At 64.9% G+C, this 17,951-nt stretch carries 11 protein-coding genes and 1 pseudogene; 7 read left to right on the top strand and 5 right to left on the bottom strand.

Going from position 1 to position 17,951, the window contains the following annotated elements; all coding sequences use genetic code 11:
* The 3 genes and pseudogenes from JGU72_RS31355 to JGU72_RS27380 all read left to right on the top strand — a co-directional run bounded on the left by JGU72_RS31355 (position 1) and on the right by JGU72_RS27380 (position 2,848).
* Entirely contained in the window at positions 1-1,080 is a 1,080-nt protein-coding gene (locus JGU72_RS31355; protein WP_307828624.1) for a Gfo/Idh/MocA family protein, read from the top strand.
* Between the two features lie 32 nt (positions 1,081-1,112).
* Positions 1,113-1,924: pseudogene (locus JGU72_RS27375) on the top strand (SGNH/GDSL hydrolase family protein).
* A 111-nt stretch (positions 1,925-2,035) separates the two neighbouring features.
* Entirely contained in the window at positions 2,036-2,848 is an 813-nt protein-coding gene (locus JGU72_RS27380) for a pentapeptide repeat-containing protein (RefSeq protein WP_199687453.1), read from the top strand.
* A gap of 12 nt (positions 2,849-2,860) precedes the next feature.
* Here JGU72_RS27380 and JGU72_RS27385 read toward each other — a convergent pair whose 3' ends face one another.
* Positions 2,861-3,343 carry a GtrA family protein gene (locus tag JGU72_RS27385; protein WP_307828625.1) on the bottom strand — a complete coding sequence of 161 codons (483 nt, stop codon included), beginning with the start codon at positions 3,341-3,343 and terminating at the stop codon, positions 2,861-2,863.
* Between the two features lie 166 nt (positions 3,344-3,509).
* Here JGU72_RS27385 and JGU72_RS27390 point away from each other — a divergent pair, with 166 nt between their 5' ends.
* Positions 3,510-4,022, top strand: a complete 513-nt coding sequence (locus JGU72_RS27390) for a YkgB family protein (RefSeq protein ID WP_199687454.1) — start codon at positions 3,510-3,512, stop codon at positions 4,020-4,022.
* Positions 4,023-4,074: 52 nt separating this feature from the next.
* Here the strand turns inward: JGU72_RS27390 and ligD are convergent, their stop codons facing one another.
* Genes ligD through JGU72_RS27405 form a run of 3 tightly spaced genes read right to left on the bottom strand, consistent with a single transcriptional unit; the run spans position 4,075 to position 11,283 of the window.
* Complete coding sequence (gene ligD / locus JGU72_RS27395) at positions 4,075-5,034, bottom strand: non-homologous end-joining DNA ligase (protein WP_199687455.1); 960 nt, start codon at positions 5,032-5,034, stop codon at positions 4,075-4,077.
* A gap of 30 nt (positions 5,035-5,064) precedes the next feature.
* Positions 5,065-8,526, bottom strand: coding sequence for a serine/threonine-protein kinase (locus tag JGU72_RS27400; RefSeq protein WP_199687456.1), 3,462 nt, complete (start codon positions 8,524-8,526; stop codon positions 5,065-5,067).
* An 18-nt stretch (positions 8,527-8,544) separates the two neighbouring features.
* Entirely contained in the window at positions 8,545-11,283 is a 2,739-nt protein-coding gene (locus JGU72_RS27405) for an MGH1-like glycoside hydrolase domain-containing protein (RefSeq protein WP_233533118.1), read from the bottom strand.
* A 154-nt stretch (positions 11,284-11,437) separates the two neighbouring features.
* Between JGU72_RS27405 and JGU72_RS27410 the strand changes: the two genes are divergently transcribed.
* Positions 11,438-11,875, top strand: coding sequence for a hypothetical protein (locus JGU72_RS27410; RefSeq protein ID WP_199687457.1), 438 nt, complete (start codon positions 11,438-11,440; stop codon positions 11,873-11,875).
* A 9-nt stretch (positions 11,876-11,884) separates the two neighbouring features.
* On the opposite strand, the gene JGU72_RS27415 is transcribed toward JGU72_RS27410, so the two are convergent.
* A complete protein-coding gene (locus JGU72_RS27415) occupies positions 11,885-13,072 on the bottom strand; it encodes a lytic transglycosylase domain-containing protein (RefSeq protein ID WP_307828626.1) in 1,188 nt (395 codons plus the stop codon).
* 623 nt (positions 13,073-13,695) lie between these two features.
* Between JGU72_RS27415 and JGU72_RS27420 the strand changes: the two genes are divergently transcribed.
* Complete coding sequence (locus JGU72_RS27420; RefSeq protein ID WP_199687458.1) at positions 13,696-13,893, top strand: hypothetical protein; 198 nt, start codon at positions 13,696-13,698, stop codon at positions 13,891-13,893.
* Between the two features lie 102 nt (positions 13,894-13,995).
* Positions 13,996-17,940, top strand: coding sequence for an AAA domain-containing protein (locus tag JGU72_RS27425; RefSeq protein ID WP_199687459.1), 3,945 nt, complete (start codon positions 13,996-13,998; stop codon positions 17,938-17,940).
* Positions 17,941-17,951: the final 11 nt, after the last annotated feature.

The raw sequence follows: 17,951 nt of genomic DNA on the forward strand, positions 1-17,951 counted from the left end.
GTGCGCGTATCCGGTCCACTTCGTGTTGCCATCGTCGGCGCCGGCATGGCGGCCGACCTCCATCGGCGCGGCGCGCTCCTCGCAGGCGCTCGAATCGTCGGCGTGCTCGGTTCGAGCCCGGACCGCTCGGCCCAGACAGCAGCGCGCTGGTCGGTACCGGCCCTGGCGGATCTCGAAGCGCTTGTCGCGTCCGATGCCGACGTCGTACACATCGCAACCCCCAACTCGACGCATGCGCCGTACACTCTCGCCGCGATCGAGGCGGGCAAGCACGTGGTCTGCGAGAAGCCGCTCGGAATGAACCTGGCCGAGGCGATCGCACTCGAACGGGCTGCGACCGCCGCCGGCGTAGTTGCAACGGTCCCTTTTGTCTACCGCTATCACCCGATGGTGCGGGAGATCCGTGCCCGCCGGCAGACCGGAGAACTGGGCGAACTCGTCCTCGTTCACGGCAGCTATCTCCAGGATTGGATGCTGGATGTCGCGACTCGCGGGTGGCGCGTCGATCCACTTCTCGGCGGCGAATCACGCGCCTTCGCCGATATCGGATCGCATTGGTGCGACCTCGTCGAGTGGGTCGGCGGGCAACGGTTCGAGGCGTTGACCGCGCAGGTAGCGATCGCGTACCACGATCGCGCTGCGGCACCGGTGACGACCGAAGACTCCGCGATGCTGCTGCTTCGCACGACCGCCGGAGTGCTTGCATCCTGCACTGTGTCGCAGGTCGCCGCCGGTCGAAAGAATCGGCTCTGGTTCGAACTCGACGGAACGCGGGCGAGCGCCGTGTTCGATCAGGAAAACCCCGAAACCGCATGGTTCGGCGACGCGGACGGCGCTCGCGTCCTCGCACGCGATCCCGTGCGGGGATCCGCCGAGCAGCGCCGCCTCTCCCACTTGCCGGCTGGCCACGCGCAGGGCTACGCGCAATGCTTCGAGGCTTTCGCCGCCGATACCTACGCGGCAATCGGCGGTGCGTCCCCTGCGGGCTTGCCGACCTTTGCCGACGGCGTCCGGTCGGCTCGAATCGTGGACGCCGTTCTGCGCTCGGCGCGATCCACTGAGTGGGAAGCCATCGTTTGACACCACCCAGCGCGTCGTATTCAGTCCTAACGGTGACCGAACCGATTCGCAGGTACGTAGCGCTCGGCGACTCCTTCACCGAGGGCGTCGGCGACGAAAGCCCTGACAGCCCCAACGGCTGCGCGGGCTGGGCAGACCGCGTGGCGCTCGCGCTCGCCAGCACGTCCCCGACCTCGAGTACGCCAACCTTGCAGTGCGTGGCCGGCTGCTGCGCCAAGTCGCAGAGCAACAGATCGAACCCGCGCTCGCGTTGAATCCGGACCTCGTCACGATCGCGGCAGGCGGCAACGACATTCTGCGACCCCGGTTCGAGGTCGACGAGTTGGCCGACCGCTACGAAGCCGCAATTGCGAAGCTGACAGCCGGCGGCGCCCGGGTCGTCATGTTCACGACGTTCAATCGGTCGTTCGACCCGTTGTTCCGGCGGCTGGGCGGTCGCGCCATCGCGTACAACGACCGCATCCGCCGGATTGCCGATCGCCACAGTGCCGTTCTTGTCGACTTCTGGGAAGTGAGCGGCTTCGACGACGTCCGAATGTGGTCATGGGATCGGTTGCATCTCAGTTCGCGCGGCCATGAACGAATCGCCTTCGAGGTCCTCCGCGCGCTGAAAATCGAGCACGAGATCGAGATCCCGCCCCTACCGCCGATGCGGACCTCGTCTGCCTTGGTTACGCAGGTGCAGAACGTGCAATGGGCGAAGTCTTTCCTTATGCCATGGATAATTCGACGCCTTCGTGGCGTCTCTTCCGGCGACAGCATCGCGCCACGATTCCCAGAACCGGTTCCGGCGGCATCCCTGGCGGTACCTGCTCCGAATTATTGGCAAACGATCCCGAAGTAATCGACCTGGAAGCAAATCGACGAACAGTAGCGGTGCGGCGGTCGAACGCAGAGAATGATACAACCAGTACCACACAACTCACTTGATCGATAACAGGAGGCAACCGCGATCATGGCGAATGCCGACCAGGTGAAACTCCTCAATCGCAGCGTGCACGAGTGGAATCTGTGGCGCAAAGAGCAGAACCCCAGCGCCGCGGAACCCGAAGACGACCTTTCCGATGCGGACAAGGCTGACAGGTTGGGCGGTCCGTTCGATTCGGTCGACGTCTTGTCGAACAATCACGCCACGGGTGAGCCGATCGACCTCGAGGCGGCCGACCTCGCCGGTGCAATGCTGATCGGTGCGATCCTCGAGGGTGCGAACCTCCGCAACGCGCAGTTGTCCGGTGCCAACCTGAGTGGCGCAAATCTTGGTTCGGCAGAATTGGGCGGCGCACAACTGAGTGGCGCAGACCTGAGCGGTGCATGGCTGGGTCGAGTCAGCATGGTCAACGCGACGCTGTGCGGCGCCGACCTGCATCGTTCGATTCCGACCCGCGCGGACCTCAGCGGCGCCGACTTGAGTGGAGCCGACCTCACCAACGTCGATCTGGATTTCGCGAAGCTGCGCAACACGAAACTCGTGGGTGCAACCCTGACCGGCGTCGACCTTCGGGGTGCCGACCTTTGCGGCGCCGACCTGCGCCGCGCGAATCTGACCAGCGCGAATATGCAACGCGCCCTCTTGGTCGGGGCGATCCTCGATGGCGCGTCACTTCGCAAGGCCGACCTGTGCGGTGCCGACCTCACCGGCGCGAGCATCGTCGAAGTGGACGCTCGCGACAGCCAGTGGAGCGGAGCGATCCTCACCGGCGCAGATCTGACGAACTCCCCCATTCCCCCCGATTCCGCGGCACCCGGCTCACGCTTCTGCGCCGGCTGACGCACGCCCGAATCATTCGCGGCGAAATACCACCCACCGCATAGCGGAATACATGAACGCCGCTTCGCACGCGCCCGCCACCAAGCGGGCGACGTGGTATTCGACGCCGACCGCGACGAGTCCACTGCCGACTCCGAGTACGAGCGCGAAGAAATTGATCGCGATCACGGCGGCATACAGCTCTGCTTGCGTGCCGACCGGCGCGTGCGACCGGAAATTGAAGGTCCGATTCAAGACGAAACTCAGGCTGAGGGCCACCACATACGCGACCGATATCGCGACGGGAATCGGCCAGTCGAGCAACCCACGAAACACCGTCAGCAGCAGAAGGTCGACTGCGAACGTGAACCCGTTGATGGCCGCGAACCCGACGAGAGTCGGTGCGACGATGCTGCCCAACCCGAACGGTAGGCGGCGAACCACGCCTGCACACAGCTGCGCAAACCGCTGACCTCGGTCGATCCGCGCCGCGGACCGTTTGTCCTCCACCACCACCGGACAAGCTTTGCAAGCCAGGATGGCCGGGGTCCGTCGCGCAGGTAACCAACTGGTGTAACGGTTTCGGGCCAGCGCACCACTATGCCTTCGAAGTCGTAAGCAATTCCCGGGAGCAGCACCTCACACTTCGCCGCTGATAAACGACAACGAATCGAGGAATGTCATGACCGCAACACTTCCGGCAATTGTGACCAGCACCGACGCAGCCAGAAAAGTCGAAAGAATCGGATTCGCAATTGCGAGAATCGGTCTCGTCGTCACAATCGGCTGGATCGGCGCAATGAAATTCACCGTCGCCGAGGCCCAGGGAATCGAATCGCTGATCAGCAACAGCCCGATCATGAGTTGGTTGCTCGACGTCTTCGACCTCCGATCCGTTTCGTCGGGAATCGGTGTCATCGAGGTGGTTACGGCGGTGCTGATCGCATTCGGCGCATGGCGCCCGATCCTCGGCGTCGTCGGCGGCCTCCTCGCAATCGGCACGTTCCTGACGACGTTGTCGTTCCTCGTCACCTCGACCACCTACGAACACACGCTGCCGTTCTTTTCGCCGGGCGGATCTTTCATCATCAAAGACGTCGTCCTCCTCGGCGCGGCCGTGCTGATCTTCGCTCGGTCGTGGGCGTCGATCATCGATGACCGCGCTGTCCAGGAGCGCGCTGTGCAGGACCGTTGATCCGGGCCCACTCCGGCGTAGCGGCCGGCCGGTACCACCGGCCGGTCGTTCGCTACGTGCGTTTGGCGCGCGCCCGGCGCTTCCCTTCGTGCATCGCGGCAACTCGCGCAACGGGGATCGTATGTCCCTCTGCCACAAGCTCTTCGGGCAACGCCTGCGGCTCCGGCAGCTGGTCTGCCCACGGATCGCCGGCACCGATGAGCTTCGGGGCCGAGCGAATCGTGAAGTCGGACGGGGCAACTCGGTCCAGATCACCCCAGCCGACGGGATAGGACACCGGCGCCCCGGGCCGGATCCGCGGGCTGTACGCGGCGACGACGGTCGCTCCGCCCGCCCGCGTCGAGTCGACGAAAACCTTTCCGTGCCGGTTGTCCTTGACGAATTCCGTTGTGGCAAGGACCGGGTCGATTCGCTCGGCACGGACGGCGATCGCACGGGTGGCCGCTGCTGCGTCTTCGATCGAGACCGTGTCGTCGATCGGCACATAGACGTGCACGCCTTTCGCACCACTGGTTTTCACTGCACCGGCGAGCCCGCAGTCGGAAAGCGCTTGCCGTACGAGCTGTGCCGCCTGCACTGCCAGCCCGAACGCTTCGGACCCCTCGGGCGGATCGAGATCGAGGACGAGTTGGGTGACATGGTCCCACCGCTGCGCGCGCATGAGGGTCGGGTGATACTCGACCGCACGTTGATTCGCGAACCACAGCAGCGTGCGCCGGTCATTGCACAGGGCGTAGGACACCTCGCGTTTGGACGCCTCCGCCCAGACTTTTGTCGTCTCCACCCATTCCGGGGTGTACTTCGGCACGTTCTTCTGCATGAACGGCTCCTGACCAGGGCGCACCCGGATCACCGACAGTGGACGATCGCGCAGTCCTCCGATGATCTGATCGGCAACCGCATCCAGATAGTCCACGAGGTCGCGCTTGTGTGCGTCCGCACCGTCGAACAACGGCTGATCGAGGTTCGTCAGCGGCACGCCTGCGCGGGTTTCGTCGCTTTTGCTGGCCACTTCTTCACCTTAGGCGCCGTGGCCCGCTGATCAGATCGTTTGTGCCGCTTCGGCGTTAACCAGCTCTGCCAGGAAGGCCTCCGGGACCTCCGGCCATTCGTGGCGCCACCGGCCGCCCTGCTGGTCTTCGTACAGGGCGCGGAGCAGCGAAACTACGTGCGGGCCGCCGTCGAAGATGTACCGCTTGGAACCAGCCTCGGCGCACTGTGCCGCGATGGTCGCGAGGATCTTCTTCGCGTCGTCGATCCGTCCTGTGGCCGCCAGGCAGGCGACCAACATCCGCCGCGCCTTGAGCAGCTCCCGTGGGCGCTCGTTGTCGGTCAACCGGTCGACCCATTCCTGCGCCCACGTGCACGCAAGTTCGGCCTCGCCGTCGGCGAGCAACAACCGGATCGCGGTGAATTCCTCGTAGAGAACGGTGATTTCGTCGATTTCGTCGACGGGCCGGCGCCGTGAGTCATACGCGACGACGGGTAGCGCGCCGTAGTCCGGGTGCGGTGGCAGACCGAGGCGAATGCGCTCGTTCTCCACCTCGGCGCGCAGCCGAGACAGCGACATCGAGCGGGCGATACGCCCGCCTTCGTTCAGTCGGCGAATAGCGCCGGCGCGGTCGCCCTGCAGGGCTTTGATACGGGCGCCGACGACGTAGCGGGCAATTTTGAAATCGACCGAGCCACCTTCGGGGCCGAGCTTGTAGCCCTCGTCGAGAAGCTTGCGAGCTTCGTCGAGCTCACCGCGCTCGTAGAGCAACTCGCCGAGCAGCGAACCTGCGAGCCGAGCGGTATAGGAATGGCTGCCGCCGGATTTGCGCCCGATCTTCAGTGCCCGGCGGAAGCACTTCTCGGCGGTTGCAATGTCGAGTTGCAGGCTGGCCGCCAGACCCAAAAAGCACAGGCCGTGGATCTCGTTGTATGTGCCCTTACCCTGCCGGAAGTACTGCGCGCCCCAGGCCTGCAGTCGTTGCGCCTCGGCATAGTCGTAGCGGTAGGCGGCCGCGAAGGTCGCGACGTTGGCAGCGATGGAGACAACCCAGGGACTCAACACGTCCGCACGCTCGAGGCAAGGCTCGATGAGGTCCGACAGCCCGGCGATTCCGTCAGCCCGCAGCGCGACGACACTGTGCAGGACGCCGACCTCGATGCGCAGGTCATCAACCTCTTCCTCCGGCAGGCCGCACGTTGCCAGGGTCCGTTCGGTCAGGCGAAGTGCCCGCTTCGCAGGTCCTGCCCGGTGGAGCAAAATATTCGCCCAGGCGAGCGCTAGTTGCAGGCGCGGATGGGATTCGACGATCGCGTTCGGGAGTTTTTCGACCAGCCCGATCAATGTCGCCATCTGGGAATGCTCGAGAAGGTAGATCCCATCGCGCTCGACGATATCGACTGCCCGCTGCTGTTCGCCCGCTGCCAATGCGTGGTCGACAGCGTCCCGAACCAAATGGTGTTCGGCGAACCACTCCGACGCGACGGCATGCAATCGCGCGACGCGTTCGGGTTGATCGCGTTCCAATCGCTGACGCAGGAACTCGGCGAACATGTGGTGATAGCGGAACCACTGGCCGTCGTCGAGATGGTGCAGAAAGAGATCGCGCTCCTCGATATCGGCGAGCATCGCATGCCCGTTCGGCACTCCGGCAAGCGCCGACGCCAGCGATCCCGAGATCCGCTCGGTTATCGAGGTCGCGAGCATGAAGTCGAGAGTCGCGGGCTCGAGCGTATCGAGCACGTTGTCAGCGAGAAACTCGCTGATGGCGTGGTGCCGGCCAGTCAGGCTGCCGATCAGTTCCGACGGATCCTCGCACGCCCGCAGTGACAGCGACGCAAGCTGCAGTGCCGCGACCCAACCCTCGGTCGACTCGGTGAGTTCTTCGACGTCGACGCGGTCCAGATCCAGACCGCCCAGGTCCACCAGAAACTGCTGAGACTCGTCGGCGTCGAATCGCAATGCAGTGGCGTCGATTTCGATCAGCTCGTCGCGAACTCGCATCTTGCTCAACGGCAGTCCCAGTTTGCTGCGACTCGTGACGACGACGTGCAGTCCGGGACAGACGTTTTCGAGCAGGAACGCCATCGCCCCGATCGTGGCGGGTTCGATGATCCGATGCCAATCGTCGATGACCACCGTCATCGGCTCGCAGGTGTCGTGAATTTCGTTGATCAACGACGTCAGCACGTACCGCTCGGATTCGTCGCCATGCTCTTCGAGGACCTTGCCGAGTTCCTGCGCGAGCATGGGACGAACGGTGCGGATCGCTTCGATGAGATGGCCGAGGAACCACACCACGTTGTTGTCGTCCTGGTCGACGGTCAGCCAGGCAACCGCAACACCCTGCAGCTTCAGCACGTCACACCACTGGGCTGCCAGCGTGCTCTTTCCGAAGCCGGTCGGCGCGTGCAACACCGTCAGCCGACGGGAGCGCCCGGACTGCAGTGTCGCAATCAGCCGGTCGCGACCCACCAGTGTCCGAGTCGGTGCGGGCGGGCGATACTTCGTCGCCGGGGTGGGCGGCGACGTCTGCCTGGCCATATAGGTCCGCGACGAACTGTTGCCCGAGACGAGCGACATGTGCCGCAGTGGCGCACTGCCCGGTTCCGACGCCGGGACCGGAATCGGCATCTCGTCGACGGGCAGGCCGTGCTGACTTTGTATGTCGCGCAGCATGTCACCGAACTCCGCGGCGCTGCCGGGCCGATCGCCGGGGTCGCGTGCCATCGCGGTCTCGATTACCGCACACACGTCACCGGGCAAGCCGGAATCACGCAGATCCGGTATCGGCTGCTTGGTGATCCGGAGAAACTGCGCAACCATTTGCTCGCCGCGCTGCCGCTCGAATACTGCATGCCCTGTCCCCGCGCAGAACAGTGTCGACGCGAGGCTGTACACGTCGGAGGACACACCCGGCATCCGGCCCTGTAGCACTTCGGGCGCGGTGAAGGCCGGCGAGCCGGCGATCGTGCCCGACGACGTCTCGAATCCGCCCGCGACCCGCGCAATCCCGAAATCGGTCAGCTGCGGCTCGCCGTACTCGGTCAGCAGAATGTTGGCCGGCTTCACGTCGCGGTGCAGCATGCCACGGCGATGCGTGGTCTCGAGCGCGCCCGCGATCTTCACCCCGATGTGCAGCGACTCCTGCCAGCCGATGGGGCCGACGTCGTGGATCCTGGCATCCAGCGAACCGTGCGGGTGGTACTGCATGACGATGTACGGTCGGCCGGTCGCCGTCGCACCCACCTCGAAGACACTGACGATGTGCGGGTGGCCCGACAACTTACCCATCGCGACCTGCTCGCGGACGAACCGTTCCAGATTCTCCGGCTCGAGGTCTGCGGTGAGCACCTTTATCGCCACCGTGCGGTCCAACGCGCGCTGGTGGCAGCGATATACGACGCCGAATCCGCCGCTCCCTATCGCCTGGGCGTCAGCGAAACCGGCGGCGTCGAGTTCAGCAGCGAATCCAGATGTCAGGTCTCGCTGCGTGGAATCGAAATTCGCCATCGGCGGCCCCGATACGGACTAGTGACCAGTACCTCCACCATAGTCCGCTGCTGCCTTCACCGGTTCGGACCGAGCGATCTCACCGCCGGTTCTTCTACGGCACAGCAGATGTGCGACCAAAGCAGTCCAACCGGTCTGGTGGGTTGCGCCCAAACCTTCGCCGGTGTCGCCGTCGAAGTACTCCGAGAAGGTGATGTGGTCCCACAACGGGTCGGTGCTCGATTCGATCCGCTCTCCGTCGCTCGGGCGTTTTCCGTCCGGTCCCTTGCGGAACAGACTGATCAGGCGACGGTCGATATCGGCCGCGGCCTGCGCCGCGGTGAGGCGTGTGCCCGATCCGGTCGGTACCTCGAATGTCGTTGCATTGCCGAAGTAGTCGTCGTAGATGCGCAGCGAGTCCGCCAGCAGCACGTTGACCGGGAACCAGATCGGCCCACGCCAGTTGGAGTTACCGCCGAACATGAAACTGCGCGACTCCCCCGGTTGATAGTCGATCTCCATCTGCTGACCGACAACCTCGGTCGAGTACGGCTCCTTGTACGACGCCGACAGCGACCGAATGCCGAACGGGGACAAGAACTCGCCCTCGTCGAACATGCGGCTCAGCACCCTCTCCAGCCGCTCGGGGTCCATCAGAGAAAGCATGGCGTGGTTGCCGTCGTCGCCCGACTGGTCCAGCAACCCGTCGACCAGGTCGGGACGCCGGGCCTGCAACCAGCGCAGCCGCGCGGTGAAGTCGGGCAGGTGCTCCGCCGTCCACGCGGGTGCGTGCGCGACAGCGAGAATCGGCAGCAGACCGACCATCGAGCGCACCCGCAGGCGCTGGTACGAGCGATCGGGGTGAACGAGGACGTCGTAGTAGAAGCCGTCCTCGTCGTCCCACAGGGAAATATCGCGCGAACCGAATCGCCGCATCGCCTGTGCAATCGAAAGGAAGTGTTCGAGGAACTTCGTTGCGCACTCGTCCCACGCTTTGACCTCGAGCGCGAGAGCGACCGAGATCTTCAGCATCTCCAGGCAGTAGAACGCCATCCAGCTCGTCGCATCCGACTGTTCGAGACGACAGCCTTCCGGCGGCGGAGCGGATCGGTCGAAGAGCCCGATGTTGTCCATACCGAGGAATCCGCCCTCGAAGACCGACGAACCGTCGAGGTCCTTCCGGTTCACCCACCAACCGAAGTTCAGCAGCAGCTTGGTGAAGATGCGGATCAAGAAGTCGCGGTCGCGCAGCCCGTCGATGATGTAGACCTGCCATGCCGCCCAGGCGTGCACGGGCGGATTCACGTCGCCGAACGCCCATTCGTACGCGGGCAGTTGCCCGTTCGGATGCATAGCCCATTCGCGACACAGCAGCAGTAGTTGCTCCTTGGCGAACGCCGGATCCACATGCGCGAGCGCGACGCAGTGAAATGCCAGGTCCCACGCGGCGAACCACGGGTACTCCCAGTCGTCGGGCATGGAGATGACGTCCGCTAGCGCGAGGTGCCTCCAGGTTGCGTTGCGCGCGTGCCGGTCTGCGCGCTCGGCCGGCGGCATCGGTTCGGCGGGATCACCGTCGATCCAATGTTCGACGGTGTATCGGTACACCTGTTTGCCCCACAACAGTCCGGCGAACGCGCGCCGCGCGATGAAGCGCTCCTCGTCGTCGAGCCGGTTCGGCAACACGACGTCGTAGAACGCCTCCGCATCGGACCTGCGGTCAGCAAGCACGGCATCGAAACCGGATCCGAACGTGTCTTCGCCCGGCTGATCCGGCGACATGCGCAACCGGACCGACACTGTCTGCCCTGGTTCGACCGAATCGAAGACGTACCAGAAAGCGCTTTTCGTGCCGACGCCGTCGGCCGCGACGGCGGACTCGTCGCCGTGCACGACGCGCTGATTCACGCCGTCTTTCGTTGTCGCCGTCTCGTTCTGGGCGTGCCAGAGCACCGCGGCGTTGGACTCGTTCTCGCATACGAGCACCCTCGTCGGCTGGTCGACAGATTCTGCGCTGACGTAGATGCGGCCGAGGAAATCGTGCGTGCATTCCACCGCCGAAAGATTCGACGCGAACAACTCCGGCGGATCGAGGCGCCGCAATGTGGGTTTGCGGGAGTCCCGTCCCCACGTCCAGCTGTTGCGAAACCAGACCTGCGGCAGGAGGTGCAGCGGTGCGGCGTCCGGTCCGTGGTTGGTGGCCTCGACCACCATGCACACGTCGTCGGGGCTCGCCTTGGCGTAGGTGACGGTGACGTCGAAGAACCGATTCTCGTCGAGGATCCCGGTGTCGGCGAGCTCGTACTCACGCTCGTCGCGGTCCCGTTTGGCGTTCTCCTCCTTGAGCTTCGCGTACGGGAACTCGGCCTGCGGGTATCTGTACAGCAGTTGCATCCACGAGTGCGTCGGCGTGGAATCCAGTGCCCACCAATACTCTTTGACGTCCTCACCGTGGTTGCCCTCACCGTTGGTGAGGCCGAAGAGGCGCTCCTTCAGTACCGGATCCTTGCCGTTCCACATCGCTACCGCGACATTGAGAAACCCATAGCGGTCGCATAGCCCGCCGATTCCGTCCTCGCCCCAGCGGTATGCCCGCAAGTGAGAGTGCTCGAACGGGAAGTACGACCACGCGTCACCGTCGGACGAATAGTCTTCTCGCACAGTCCCCCACTGCCGCGACGACACGTACGGTCCCCAGCGGCGCCATGGACTGCTGGGCTTCGGAGATTCCGCGAGGCGCGCGTGCTCGGCAGAACTGCGGGAATCGGGGATGCTCACGCAAGTATCGTGACCGATGAAGCTCGGTTGCGCAGATCTTCAGACGCGGACCGACTGGTCGATTCGGCGAATATTCGCAATACCGGCAGGACGTGGACGCATTATGGAGTCGACAATTCTCGTCGGAAGACCTTTCCAGATTGGCAGGCGAACCATGCTCACGAAAATTCTTGCGGGGTCCGTGTTTGCGACGGCACTGCTGATCGGCGGCTGCAGCTCCGACGACAGCGGTAGTAAGGCGCCGACGAAGGACGAATACATCACCGAGGCAGACGAGGTGTGCACCGACTGGGACAAGAAGGTCGATGCGCTGGGCGAGCCGGAATTCACGGACGCGGGAATCGAAAAGTTCGCCGACGAGATTTCTCAGTCCTTACGCGATCTGACAACTGACCTCCGCAAGATCACACCCCCCACGGCTGACGCGGACAAACTGAACTCCGGTTACGACGCGGTCGACGATTGGGCCGACGAGCTGGACTCGGTCACCACCTTCGATGAATTCAGCGCGTCCGTCGACCCCAAGGGCGTGGAAGATCTCGAGAACTACGGATTCAAAGTCTGCTTCAAGGACGACGAATCCATGGGCTGACGCCCGGCGTCAATACCCGACGTACCCGCCCCCGTTCGAAACACCCACGATCCCAGGCACATTCGAGACCGCGCCGTACCGATCGATCGCGTAGCGCGTGGCGGCCACGATGTTGTCGACCGGATTCCAGATGTCGTCGTGGCCGGGCGCTTTGTACGCGTCGAATGTGCTGTCGATGGTTTGCATGATGCCCTTCGACGGGGTCCCGGCGGCCGCGTTCGAGTCCCAGAGATTTATCGAACGCGGGTCTCCACCGGACTCGTGCTCGATGATCATCGCGAGTTGGCGCGGATCGATCTGACTGGTGTCGTAACCCATGCTGCGAAGGACTTCGAGTGCTTCGCGGATCCAGTCACCCATCGCACCGGCCGGCATCGGACCGGTCGGCGGTCCGCCGCTCGACCCCATTCCACCGCCCGCGTAGCTCTGGGACATCGCGCCGTAACCTCCACCGCCGTGGCCGCCGCCTCCACCGCCGTGGCCGCCGCCGTGGCCGCTGAGCGAAAGCCCGCCGCCAGTGAGTCCGCCGCCAGTGCTGTCCCCGCCGCCGCTGCGGTACGAGACCGGCGATGCGTGCGACTCTGCCGCAGGCGACAGCTGCCCCAGAGCGCTCGTCAACTTTGCGCCCGCGTCGCTGACCAGCGCTTGGATCGCGGGCACAACAGGCGCGGTCGTCGCAGGAACGGTCGAGTCGACAAAGCCCGGCGTCAACATCGTCATGTTCGCGGTGTGCTCAGCCAATTGCGCGCGGACTTTTCCGACCACGCCGAGTGCGCGCCCGAGATGTTCCATCGCGGCGTTGACGACCAGCAGCTGCCCCGGTGGCGTCGCCAAGGTGGGTGCGGCCGCGACCACGATCGACACGAACGACTCCAGAATGCCCTCGAGTTCCACCAACCCGGCATTCACGTCCGCAGACGCGACGTTCACGACGTCGGCGATGGAATTTCCGCGGTCCGACAGCGTGGTTGTCGAGCGTTGCGCCGACGTCGCCGTCGCGAGTGCATTGTCCGCCGCTCGGCCGTCCCACGTGACAGCGAGCGCGGCCATGCCGTTTCGTCCGATGGTCTGCACCGAATCGAGCGTCACCGAAGTCGAGCGCAACGCATCACTGGGTCCACCGCTCTGCAGCAGACCTGTCCCGAAACTGGTCAGTAATCCGATGATCGGCTGCGCGAGCTCGTGTAGATCGATCACAATCGTCCCCCCTGCTGTGCTTACCTCGTTGGACGAACCAGCGTGCGATCCGGTTCCCTTCCCCCTGACTGACATCATTGAACACGAGGGGTCCGACACATCCCGAACTGCCGCAGACCCCGCGCGGGGCATCGATAGTCTGCGTTGGTCGCCGAACCCGCTGAGCCGCACCCCTTTTCGGGTGTCACACGGCGTGTCGCACGGCAAGTCGGGGTGCGAATCCCGAAAAGGGGTGCGGCTGAGCGAAGTCCCCGCGTGGCGCCGCACGACGCGCCGACCAGCGGCGCCGACAAGGCTGTTACCTGAGCATCGCCCGACACACCCACCCCGCAACAGCCCCCTCGACACCCGGCGCCGACCAGCATCGCCGACAAGGCTGCCGGCTGCGCGAAGTCCCCGCGTGGCGCCGCACGACGCGCCGACCAGCAGCGCCGACAAGGCTGTTACCTGAGCATCGCCCGACACACCCACCCCGCAACAGCCTGCTCGACACGCACGCTCCCAAAATATCTCAGAACGGTATCGGAATAGTCACGAAGATGTCACACTGGGCCACGCCCTGCAACGTAGCTGCAACTCGACCGCACCAAGATATAGGTACGGGCAGAAGGGACGACGCAGCCATGAACATCATGATCGAGATGACGGCGCTTTCGCTCAGCCGTCCGTCGCCCGATGCGCCGCGCTCGGTTGCGGCAGCGTGGTACGAACGCAAGGCCCGGCTCCACGAGCAGCTCGTGCAGGACGGCACGGACGCCGAGCACGAGCGGGTTTATGCAGCCATCGCCCGGGCGCACGCGCTCACTCTTCGCACCGCCTGAGCTGCCTGAACCTTCAATCTGCCGACATCGTCACGTCGAGTTCGGCGGTCGCGAGATAGGCTTCTGCGGCACCGCTAGCCGAGAGCGAGAACCGCAGAGATCATGGAGCCCACGACGGCCGAGCCCGACGCCGGTACGGCGCAGATGCGCGCCCGCCAGGTCAAAGACGCAGTCAACACCTGGCGCGGCCAGCTGATCGACCTCAGTTGGCGCAACCAGCTGCTCTTCTACCGCGACCTCCGCTTCGGCACTCTCGACCTGGCTGATGCCGACTACCTCGCCGTGGAGCAATTGCTGAGCAAGCGAGCTGTCACGCTGTCGAAGCTCTTCCGCAGGCAGCTACTCGCCGACCGCATGAAACGCGCACGCGCCATCCGCAACAAAGCGCGCGAGGCAATCGAAGAGCGCGGCATCGGAATTTGCTACATCGCGGTCGGAATGGCGACGTGGCGCAACGCAGCCGGCGCCGCAACGCCCGCGGCTCCGGTTCTCCTGCTCGAAGCCGCGATCGTCGCGACAGGAGCGGCGGAGGACGACTTCGAGCTGACCGTGACAGGCGAACCGGTCGTCAATCCCGCGTTCCTGCACCTGTTGTCCGAGCAGTTCAAGATCGGTCTCGACGGCGACGACCTCGTCGGCTTGCTGGACGGTCCCGGGTTCGATCCGCGCCCGGTGTTCGATCGACTGCTCGAAAGATGCGATTCCGTACCCGGTCTCGCGATCAACGACCGCCGGGTACTCGGCACGTTCTCCTATACCAAGATGCCGATGGTCGAGGACCTGGCCGCCAACCTCGATGCCCTGATCCGACATGACGTGGTCGCCGCGATCGCCGGACATCAGCCCGCAGCACGCGCAATCGCAACGGCCGGAACCGAAGTCGCGATCGACTACCCCGACCAGAACCCGCCCGAAAACGAATACCTCGTCCTCGACGCCGACTCGTCGCAGAGTTACGTCATCAACTCGGCCGTCGCCGGGCAGTCGATGGTCGTCTCCGGACCGCCCGGAACGGGTAAGAGCCAGACGATCGCAAACATGATCGCGACCCTCGTCGCGCACGGCCAGAGCGTGCTTTTCGTCGCCGAGAAACGCGCCGCCATTTCGGCCGTCCTGGACCGCCTGACACACACCGGCCTCGGCGAGCTGGTGTTCGACGTGCACGACGGCGGCGGTTCGCGTGCGGCACTGGTCCAGACGCTGACGAGCGGCCTGCGCGCACAGCCTATCGGTCCCGAGCCGGATCATGTTGCGCTGCATCAGCATCTGTCTACGCGACGCAGCCGTCTCAACACACACGACGATGCGATGAACCGGCGTCGGCAGCCATGGTCGATCAGTGTCTTCGACGCGCAGAGCGCTCTGTTGGGCCTCGACGCTCGGTATGGCGACAAAGCGAAGACCGGTGTCCGGCTCGGCAGCGAAGAAGTCGGATCATTCGACGCCGCCACCATGCGGCAAGTCCGCGAGCAGCTTTCGGAGTTCGCGACCCTCGGCGGCTTGACCCTGAGCATCGCCGACAGCGCCTGGTCCGGCGCGACGATCGACGCCCCCGAGCAAAGCGAAGCCGCGCTGCGAATCGCTGCCAACATTCAGACGAAGACGTTGCCCGAAGCGTGGCGGGCGCTCGACGAGGTCGCGCAGCAGACGCGCCTGACGGGGCCGAAGACGATCGCCGCTTGGCGAGAGGTCCTGGACCTGCTCGCGGATGTCGCGAGGACGATCGGCGAACTCGGCGCGGATGTCTTCGGCGCTCCGTTGGACGACATGATCGCGGCCACCGCGCCGCGTCGCTCGCGGGTGGCAACGATGTCCAGCGACCTCTCCCGGCGCCAGATCCGCTCCACCGCAGCGGCTTTGTGGACCGCCACCGACAAGCCCAAGCGCAAGGACCTCCACGCAGCGCTCGTGCGGGCCAAGGCCGCGAAGCAACACTGGGCCGACCGCAGCCCGACCACTCCTCGCCTGCCCGCCAACCTCAGCGGCGCAATCGGCAGAGTCGATCGACTGACCGCCGAACTGCGCGAACTCGGAAAGTCCTTGGCCTGGGTCGATTTCGAGTCGCTGCCCCGGCCCCAACTCGTCCACCTGCTCGCGGCACTGGCCAGTGACGAACGCACGTTGCGCAAACTCCCCCGGCTCAACGAACTCGCCACCGAGTTCAGCCGCTTGGGGCTGGACCCGCTGCTGGCGGAGATGCGAGCCCGGCGCCTCGACCCCGAACTGGCGGCCGCCGCATTCGAAGTCTGCTGGTACAGCTCGGTTCTGGACAGCGTCGGGTTCGAAGATCCGGCGATCGCGAACTTCGACGGCGGCAGGCAAGACAGCTATGCCGCGGAATTCCGGGCAGACGACGCCCGCCACATCAAGCAGGCCAGCGCGCGCGTTCTCGACCGGGTCGCACAGCGTCTGGTCGCGGTCGGCGCGGCGGAGCCGGAACAGAGTCGACTGGTCGCCGCGCAGGCGGCACGCAAACGCGGCCATCTGCCGCTTCGCCAATTGTTCGGTGCCGCACCGGATCTCATGACTGCACTCAAACCGTGCTGGGCGATGAGCCCGCTCGTCGTCAGTCACCTGTTACCGGGCGACCGGCCGTATTTCGACGTCGTGGTATTCGACGAAGCCAGCCAGATCATCCCCGCCGACGCCATTGCCGCCATTTCGCGCGCCAACCGGGTCATCGTCGCCGGCGACCGCAAACAGCTGCCACCCACGCAGTTCTTCGCCGTCGACGCCGAAGACAAGGGCGAGCACGTCGTCAACGAGGACGGAAGCATAAACCTCGCGCTGACAACAGGTTTCGAGTCGATTCTCGACGTGCTGACAGCCGCGCTGAGCACGTCTCGCGCGCGACCGCTGACCTGGCACTATCGCAGCCGCGACGAGCGCCTGATCGCGTTCTCCAACACGTGGGTCTACGACGACTCGCTGACCACCTTCCCCGGCGTGGCGGGTAGCGACTGCCTGTCCCTCGACCTGGTGCGCAGACCACGCACCGTCACCGACGAAGACGACAGCGTCGCGGCCGAGGTCGACCGCGTCGTCACGAGGATTCTCGACCATGCGGCCACGCGACCGGACATGTCCCTTGGCGTGATCACGATGGGTATCAACCACATGGAACGGATCGACCGCAGACTGCGTGAACGGCTCCGGACGAAACCGCGTCTGCGCGGGTTCTTCGACGACCCGCCCGGCGAGCCCTTCTTCGTGAAGAACCTCGAACGCGTGCAGGGCGACGAACGCGATTCGATCATCCTGTCGATCGGCTATGGTAAGCGCCCGGACGGTAGCCTCAGCCACAACTTCGGTCCGCTCAATCAGGAAGGCGGACATCGGCGTTTGAACGTCGCGATCACTCGCGCCCGCAGTCGGATGACCGTTGTCAGCTCGTTCAGCCACCTCGATATGGACCCCGAACGATCCACTGCCCCAGGCGTCGCGATGCTTCGCGGCTACCTGCAATACGCTGCTACCAAGGGCGCGGTCGGCGCTCGTAACCGCGAGGAAGTGCTGACTCCCTTCGACATCGCGGTGCGGGATCGCCTTGCGGCTGCGGGTATTCCAGTGGTAGCGCAGTTCGGCGTCACCGGCCACAGCATCGATTTCGCGGCCAAGCACCCGACAACTCCCGGCGCGATGGTCCTCGCGATCGAATCCGACGGACCGCACTATCACTCCTCCCCCACCGCACGTGATCGCGATCGGTTGCGGCAGGAACAACTCGGTCGGCTCGGGTGGTCCTATCACCGCATCTGGGCGACGGACTGGTTCACCGACGCCGAGGGTTGTATCGCACGTGCGCAGGCCGCGTACTTCCGCGCGATCGCAGGCACGGACGCAAAGCCGTTCGACCCGGGCAGGCCGATCACCGATTACAGCGACGGTGAACTTGTCGCTGTCGTGCAGTGGATCAACGCCGACGGCCGGCAGCGCAGCGACGACGAACTGCTGAAGGACTTCATGGCCGAACTCGGCTTCGCCAAGGCGGGCGCCCGCATTCGTGCCAGGTTCGACCGGGCAGTCCGATACGCCCGAATCAGATGACCCCGGCCGCG

It is taken from the genome of Antrihabitans auranticaus (assembly GCF_016481275.1).
In the GTDB taxonomy this organism is placed as follows: Bacteria; Actinomycetota; Actinomycetes; order Mycobacteriales; family Mycobacteriaceae; genus Antrihabitans.

What these genes read in the sequence shown, in the direction of transcription:
- JGU72_RS27380 (WP_199687453.1), top strand. Translation starts at nt 2,036, where the DNA reads ATGGCGAATGCCGACCAGGTGAAACTCCTCAATCGCAGCGTGCACGAG.
- JGU72_RS27390 (WP_199687454.1), top strand. Translation starts at nt 3,510, where the DNA reads ATGACCGCAACACTTCCGGCAATTGTGACCAGCACCGACGCAGCCAGA.
- JGU72_RS27400 (WP_199687456.1), bottom strand. Translation starts at nt 8,526, where the DNA reads ATGGCGAATTTCGATTCCACGCAGCGAGACCTGACATCTGGATTCGCT.
- JGU72_RS27410 (WP_199687457.1), top strand. Translation starts at nt 11,438, where the DNA reads ATGCTCACGAAAATTCTTGCGGGGTCCGTGTTTGCGACGGCACTGCTG.
- JGU72_RS27420 (WP_199687458.1), top strand. Translation starts at nt 13,696, where the DNA reads ATGAACATCATGATCGAGATGACGGCGCTTTCGCTCAGCCGTCCGTCG.
- JGU72_RS27425 (WP_199687459.1), top strand. Translation starts at nt 13,996, where the DNA reads ATGGAGCCCACGACGGCCGAGCCCGACGCCGGTACGGCGCAGATGCGC.